General features: G+C 34.6%; 3 protein-coding genes. All 3 read right to left on the bottom strand.

What is annotated here, in order from left to right; genetic code table 11:
• On the bottom strand, nt 1-614 hold a 614-nt coding region (locus KPL37_RS19275), incomplete at its 3' end, for an electron transfer flavoprotein subunit alpha/FixB family protein (protein WP_425514055.1).
• 20 nt (nt 615-634) lie between these two features.
• Nucleotides 635-1,417, bottom strand: a complete 783-nt coding sequence (locus KPL37_RS19280; RefSeq protein ID WP_216151691.1) for an electron transfer flavoprotein subunit beta/FixA family protein — start codon at nt 1,415-1,417, stop codon at nt 635-637.
• 11 nt (nt 1,418-1,428) lie between these two features.
• The coding region (locus KPL37_RS19285) for an acyl-CoA dehydrogenase (RefSeq protein ID WP_216151692.1) at nt 1,429-2,489 on the bottom strand (1,061 nt) is incomplete at its 5' end.

A 2,489-nucleotide genomic window follows, 5' to 3' on the forward strand; every position in this document is an offset into this window, starting at 1 on the left:
GCAACTTTTACAACGTCAACAGTTTTAGTTCTGATATCTGATTCTTTTAAATTTATAGTAACTTTTTCAACTGGACATGTTCTTGATGCATCTCTAGCTAATTTTTCAAAAACTCCTGGTCTAATAGTTGCCATTTGTGGTCTATGGTCTCCACAAACTATAGTAGCCATTAGATTTCCACCAAATGCTGGTCTTGTCATCATTAAATTATTGTTTTCTGTATCTATATCTAATGAAGTACAATCAGCAGTTAGTCCTGTTGAAAGTCTTGCAGATATTCTTGGTCCTAAATCTCTTCCTAGGTAAGTTGCTCCTACGAAAATTATTTCTGGTTTTCTCTCTGTTGCTAAATCACATATAACTTTTGCATATGCATCAGTTGTAAAATGACCAAGTAATGGAGAACTTGCTACTATTACTTTATCAGCTCCAAATGCTACGAGTTCCTTAACCATATCATCTGTTTTATCTCCAAGTAAGACTGCTGTTAATTCTTCTCCTAATTTATCTGCGATTTCTCGTCCCTTACCTAAAAGTTCGAAAGAAATTTTTTGAAGTTCTCCGTCTCTTTGCTCAGCGAAGACCCATACACCTTTGTAATCTGCTATATTCATTGATTGCTCCCTCCTACATTTTAGATAAAGTGATTTTCTTTTAATTTTGAAACTACAAACAATGCAGCTTCATCTGCTGGTAATTGTATTAATTCGCCTTTTCCCTTAGGTTCTTTAGTCATTGACTTTTTAACCTTTGTTGGTGAACCTTTAAGTCCAAGAAGAGTTACGTCTGCACCAATATCTGTTGCATTCCAAACTTTTACTTCTTTACTTTGGAACATTTCAAAAATGTTCTTTATATCCATATATCTTGGTTCATTTAATTCTTTTATAGCTGTTAAAAGAACAGGAGTTTTAACTTCTATATCTTCATATCCATCTTCCCAAGCTCTTCTAACTTTTAATCCGCCCTTAATTACATCAACTTTTTCAACGTATGTAATTTGTGCAAGATTTAAATGCTCTGCAATTTCAGGTCCAACTTGCGCTGTATCTCCGTCAATTGCTTGTCTTCCAGCGAATACTACATCGTAGTCTAATTTCTTTAAAGTTGCAGCTAATGCATGAGATGTAGCTAAAGTATCTGCTCCTGCAAATGCACGATCTGATACTAGTATTGCTTCATCAGCACCCATAGCTAAAGCTTCTCTTAATGCTTTTTCTGCCTGAGGTGGTCCCATGCTAATTACAGTCACGTGCGCACCATGTTCATCTTTTAATCTTAATGATTCTTCTAATGCATTTTTATCATCTGGATTTATTATTGATGGAACGCCTTCTCTTATAAGGGTTCCTGTTTTAGGATCTATTTTAACTTCATTTGTATCTGGAACTTGTTTTAAACATACTACTATATTCATTTAATTTCCTCCTACTTTAATAGATTTCCAGCTATAACCATTTTCTGAACTTCTGAAGTTCCTTCATATATCTCAGTAATCTTCGCATCTCTCATCATTCTTTCTAATGGATATTCTTTAGTATATCCATATCCTCCGAAGATTTGAACAGCTTTAGTTGTTACTTCCATAGCGGTTTCTGCAGCAAATAATTTTGCTCTAGCTGCTTCTACTGTATATGATAAACCATTGTCTTTGTTAAATGCTGCCTTATATACCATAAGTTTAGTAGCTTCAATTTTAACATCAAGTTCTGCAACCATCCATTGAAGTCCTTGGAATGCTGCAAGTGGTTTTCCAAATTGTTTTCTTTCTTTCATATATTTAGTAGCTTCTTCAAGTGCTCCTTCAGCAATTCCTAGAGCTTGAGCAGCTACTCCAATTCTTCCACCATCAAGAGTTTTCATTGCAATACCGAAACCTCTTCCTTCTTTTCCAAGCATGTTTTCTTTTGGAACCTTGCAGTTCTCAAATACAAGCTCAGTTGTTGATGATGCTCTTATTCCTAATTTATCTTCATGTTTACCAATTGAGAATCCAGGGAATTCTTTTTCAACTATGAAAGCTGTAATTCCTCTTGTTCCCTTAGTTTTATCTGTCATAGCAAAAACTACAAATGTATCTGCTACTCCACCATTTGTGATAAATATTTTTGAACCATTTAATATATAATTATCACCATCTAAAGTTGCTGTAGTCTGTTGTCCTGATGCGTCTGTACCAGCATTAGGTTCAGTTAATCCAAAAGCTCCTAATTTTTCACCTTTTGCAAGTGGTACTAAATATTTCATTTTTTGATCTTCTGTTCCAAAAGCATCTATTGGACCAGCACATAACGATGTATGAGCTGATAATATAACTCCTGTTGTTGCACATGCTTTTGATAATTCTTCAACAGCCATAATATATGATAAATTATCTCCGCCAGCTCCACCATATTTAGTAGCAATTGGAATACCCATCATATTGTATTTAGCCATTTTTTCTACAGTTTCGCTAGGAAATCTTTCTGTAACATCTATTTCCGCAGCTA

This window comes from Clostridium frigoris (genome assembly GCF_018861865.1).
Taxonomy (GTDB): domain Bacteria; phylum Bacillota; class Clostridia; order Clostridiales; family Clostridiaceae; genus Clostridium_AD; species Clostridium_AD frigoris.

What these genes read in the sequence shown, in the direction of transcription:
- KPL37_RS19280 (WP_216151691.1), bottom strand. Translation starts at nt 1,417, where the DNA reads ATGAATATAGTAGTATGTTTAAAACAAGTTCCAGATACAAATGAAGTT.